Annotated in this window: 2 protein-coding genes; both read right to left on the bottom strand. The window is 64.2% G+C overall.

Going from position 1 to position 4,127, the window contains the following annotated elements; translation table 11 throughout:
- Positions 1-323 precede the first annotated feature (323 nt).
- On the bottom strand, positions 324-3,332 hold the full coding sequence (locus tag MJ783_RS22295) for a M48 family metalloprotease (protein ID WP_239313621.1): 3,009 nt from the start codon (positions 3,330-3,332) through the stop codon (positions 324-326).
- Positions 3,319-3,786, bottom strand: coding sequence for a hypothetical protein (locus MJ783_RS22290; RefSeq protein ID WP_239313619.1), 468 nt, complete (start codon positions 3,784-3,786; stop codon positions 3,319-3,321). The genes MJ783_RS22295 and MJ783_RS22290 overlap by 14 nt, the downstream gene beginning before the upstream one ends.
- Between the last annotated feature and the right edge of the window lie 341 nt (positions 3,787-4,127).

The raw sequence follows: 4,127 nt of genomic DNA, 5'->3' as shown, positions 1-4,127 counted from the left end.
TCGGCATACCGTCAATTTCAGGGCCTGGAGAAGCGACAGGGTCTTGGGCCGGCCGACCGGTTTGTCCCAGTCAGGGAAAGTCTGCTCGGCGCGTTCGATGACCACAGCCGTCGCTCGGTGACTCAGCCCGGGAAGATGATACATGGAGGTCACCCTTCCTACGACATAGAAAATGTCGCAGAATCTCTAACGATGGGGAGGGCCTGTGTATTCCATGACGCGCTGGGTCTGCCCGGTACCAAAGAACGCAGGAAGTTGGCGGGTAGCGATCTCCCCATACGGCTACTGACGAACGTATTGTTCCTGTTGCCGGTATCAGAATTTCAATGAAAACCGATTCGAATAGGGTTTCCGAACAGCTCCAATGTCTCGGCGTCGTCACCGCTTCCGGCAAGGTGCAGTGTTGTGGTATTGCAGGTGTACCCTGCGGCGTGTCCGCCGGGGTCTGTGGATCCGTCGACGGTCTTGACCACCTGGGAGTTCTTGATGATGGTGGTCGTTTCGGGTCCACTCTCGTGGGACTGCAAGTAGATGCCGGCCCAAGCGGACCAGTTGTACAAGCGGGTGCGGTCCTGTCCGATGGTGATCGTCACTCCGCCAGAGGTGCCCGAGAGCCGGTAGTCGATCGCGACGTCCCTCGCGTTGCCATCGGCCGTGTACTGGCTGGTGTAGGTATTCTCGTTCACCAGAGGCACGAGGTCGACGGCCTGGATCTCCGCCGTCAGCGTCCAGGATCCCACCAGACACTGGTCCAGCGCCTGCACCTTGGTTCCGGGTTTGGCGCTGTCGTCCTCCGTGAGGCATTTGGTGCCGATGGCCTTCACCGCGGTCAGGGCGGCCTTGCTGTCGTTAGCGATTAGGGCGGCGGTGAGGGCTTTGCCGAGTTTGGCCAGGTCGGGATTGTCTGCGTGCTCGAGCACGGTGCCCGTCCAGCTGAGATAAGCCAGTTGGCCTTGTGTTTGCGCGGTTGTCAGCATCTCCCCCGAGAGGTACCCCATGGGGAACCAGGCGCACAGACTCGTGTCACCGAGGTCGGCAGGGAAGACGTAAGGGTTCTTTTCCGCCTGGGTGGGCGAAGGCGACGACGCGGGTGTGGCAGGCGCGACTGGCCCCGGAACCGGCGTGGGGTAGGTCGCCTGTGCGGCTGCGGCCAACGTCAGAGAGAGCGCGGTCAGCGCCGCCACCCACGTGGGGGAACGCCACGTTTCCCCCCAGTGGTTGCCCTTTGGCCATGCTGGCAGGCGAGTGAACAGCCCGGTGAGGCGTCCAAGTATGCCGGCGACGAGGATCAGCGCGACGGCGGCGATCAGTGCCTGGCGGAAGATAAGGGCGTCGAGCCCACGGATGGTGTCCCAATTGGACGGGCGGCCGGATGTCCAGGTTCGCACAAGGCGGTTGAGACCCCCGACGAGGACTATGAAAGCGCCGCCGGTACCGGCGGTCACCAGGCCGAACGCCGCACCGAGCGCGGCACCGCGCCGGCCTACGTACGCGGCCACAAAGGCCGCGAGGGCGACGGCTCCGGCGACCTGGCCAGTGATGAACTGCATGTCGGTGGATGCCGGATCCGACGGGCTGGGTGAGGGCACGGTCGACAGCCACCATGAGTCCAGTGGTTGCACTAGGAACACGAGGGCGAAGACCGCTGCCATGGCCCCGGCGGCAATACTCAGGGCGAGGGGCCATGCGAGGGATGTGGCGCCGTGGCGCCACATCCCGCCCAGGACGGGGGCGAGGGCCATGGCGGTCAGGGCGGCGGCGATCAGCCCTGGATAGCCCAGCAGCAACCGACCGTAGACAAAGGCGAGGTAGCGGGCCGTACCGGGTAGCTCACCCTGGTGCGCAAGTTGCCAGAACGTCAGCGTCAGTGCGAACGGTGCCGTGGCGAGGACTGCGAGGACGACGTACGACCAGGATGCCGGCGGGTTTTTCCTGCCGTCAACCCAGATGCGTGCCGAGATGATTATCCACCGGGCGGTGAGGAGGAACCCCGACGCTAGGACCACGGCCATCCATAGGGCCGTCCATGGGTGGGCGGTGAGGATGTCCGACCAGCTGACGCTCAGGGACCAGGACAGAGATTCTCCGGCAACAAACCCGGCGGCAGCGCAGATCCCGGTCCGGATGCCGAGCGGCGGGCGCCGCCAGCCGGCGATGCCGGCGAAAGCCGACCGGATGGCCCCGGCGCCGATCACCGCGGCGATCGGCAGGCTGGCTATGACGGCGGTGATGAGCTCGGCCGTACCGGTGGAGGCCCCGACCAGGCTGCCCACTGTCAAGTAGAGGCCACCGAGGCCGAATCCACTGGCGGCGCTGGCGACAAGCGCGTCCACAGCGTTCAACTGGAAGAGCAGGGTTGGATCGCGCAGAACCTGGGCCCGGTCAGAATCGCTGGGATGTGTCGACTTCCACTGCCTAAGTCGTGCCCGGAAACCGTCTGGTTCAGCCAGCACGCGCTCGTCGAGCATGATTGCGAGCGCTCCGTTGCCTGCCTCGTCTGCAGCGGAGCGCACGTCGGCGTGGAACTCGCGGACCCGAAGGACCGAACGCAGGGCCAGGTGGACGAGAGCCACGATGAAGGCCAGCCCGACCGCCTGCTGAAAAAGGAAGCCGCTCCAGGTGAAACCATTACCGACGAAACGCGATCCGATCTCGATGGCCGCAGGCACCACGACGACTAGAAGGAAGGCGCGCCAGAACGACAAAGCCAGGTAGGTGAGGTCGACGTCACGGCCCTGCAGGTGAGCGAGCTCGTGCCGGACAGTTGCGCGCAACCGTCCGGGGTCGAAGGAATACCCCATGAGCAGGCCCTCGTCGAGGCTGATGTAGTAGCGACCGAACCGCCCGAACGTGAGTCCCCCGCGGGTGACTATGGGCCGGACGACGAAGGTCGGTGCTCGCCGCAACTGTGCCCCGACGACGAGCGCGGTGAGTTCCGCGTGCACGGCGGAGTCCACCTGCGCGTCGACCGGCTTGAGGCGGTGTTGACGGAAGTACCACCAGGGTTGGAGCAGGTAGAGCGTGACCGCGACAACGATGACCGTGCCGGTGGCGGCGAGTTCGAGCAGAATCGCCGCCCGGCCGACGTCATCAGGGCAAGCTGCCAGCGCCGCAGCGTACTTGGCCGGATCCGCGCCACCGGTGAGCACACCACAGTCGGACAGGGTTGGGGTCACGTCCAGGACGTAGTACGCCCACCAGTGGTAGTACGGGACGGCACCGACGAAGAGCACACCGATGAGCAGCAGGAACCGCGATAGGGTGGTGGAGGGAAGGTTGCTAACGGTGCGCCACGAGATTAACGGGGTCTCCTGGATATCAGAGACGGTCAACGGAGTCTTCGAGCTGTGCGACGAATTCCTCGGCGAGGGCCTCGGACTGCTCGGCCGACTGGCCTTCCTGGAGCAAACGCCGGATCATGGTGGCTTTAGCGAGAAGGATCTGCTCCGGGCTGAAGGTGCCGAGCGGTGCTTGCGGATCCAGGTCCGCAGCTTTCCGCTTGGCTCGCCGGATCCGCTGCCACAAGGCGTGCACGCCGCCGGTAACACTATCCTTGGCCAGATCGTTGAGCGCAGCGTAGAGAATCGGTGTCACAATCACCAGAGCCGCCATGAGTCCGCCGTCGGCCAGCGGTTCGGTTCTGCGTTTCGGCGAGATGTACATAACATCGGGGTTTTCGGCACACAGCCGGGTGACCCGGTCCAGATATGGAAGTTCTTGCGGCGCGTACCGCGCGATGACCGAGCGGACCAGGTCTTGAGCCGATTTGGTGCCCTCCAATCCCATAGGGTCTCCAGGCAAGGTCATCTCGCCTCGACCCTCAACTGCATCGCCCACTGCGGGTCACTCCTTATTCGTCGGTAACGCCTAGGTCGCGCGACTCGTGGAGCCCACCCCCAGGAGTTCGACGACGGCGCGGTGTGGTGCTTCGGTCAGTACGGCGGTGCTCGCCTGGTCATCACCAGGCTCCGGGCGGCTACCGCATGTATCGCGCAGACAAGGACGACATCTGGATAGTTCCGCAGCTGGAGTCAGGGTCCGAAAATCATCGGAACGGAAACGTCAGGTTAGTCGACGCAACCGTAAGAAGAAGGAATTAAATAAGTTCTTTAGTTGGAACGTTATTC

Origin of the sequence: Protofrankia sp. Cj3, assembly GCF_917627355.1 — a bacterium.
In the GTDB taxonomy this organism is placed as follows: Bacteria; Actinomycetota; Actinomycetes; order Frankiales; family Frankiaceae; genus Protofrankia.
Note: the sequence above shows the minus strand (reverse complement) of the source record. Positions and strands in the feature narration are given on the sequence as shown.

What these genes read in the sequence shown, in the direction of transcription:
- MJ783_RS22290 (WP_239313619.1), bottom strand. Translation starts at nt 3,786, where the DNA reads ATGGGATTGGAGGGCACCAAATCGGCTCAAGACCTGGTCCGCTCGGTC.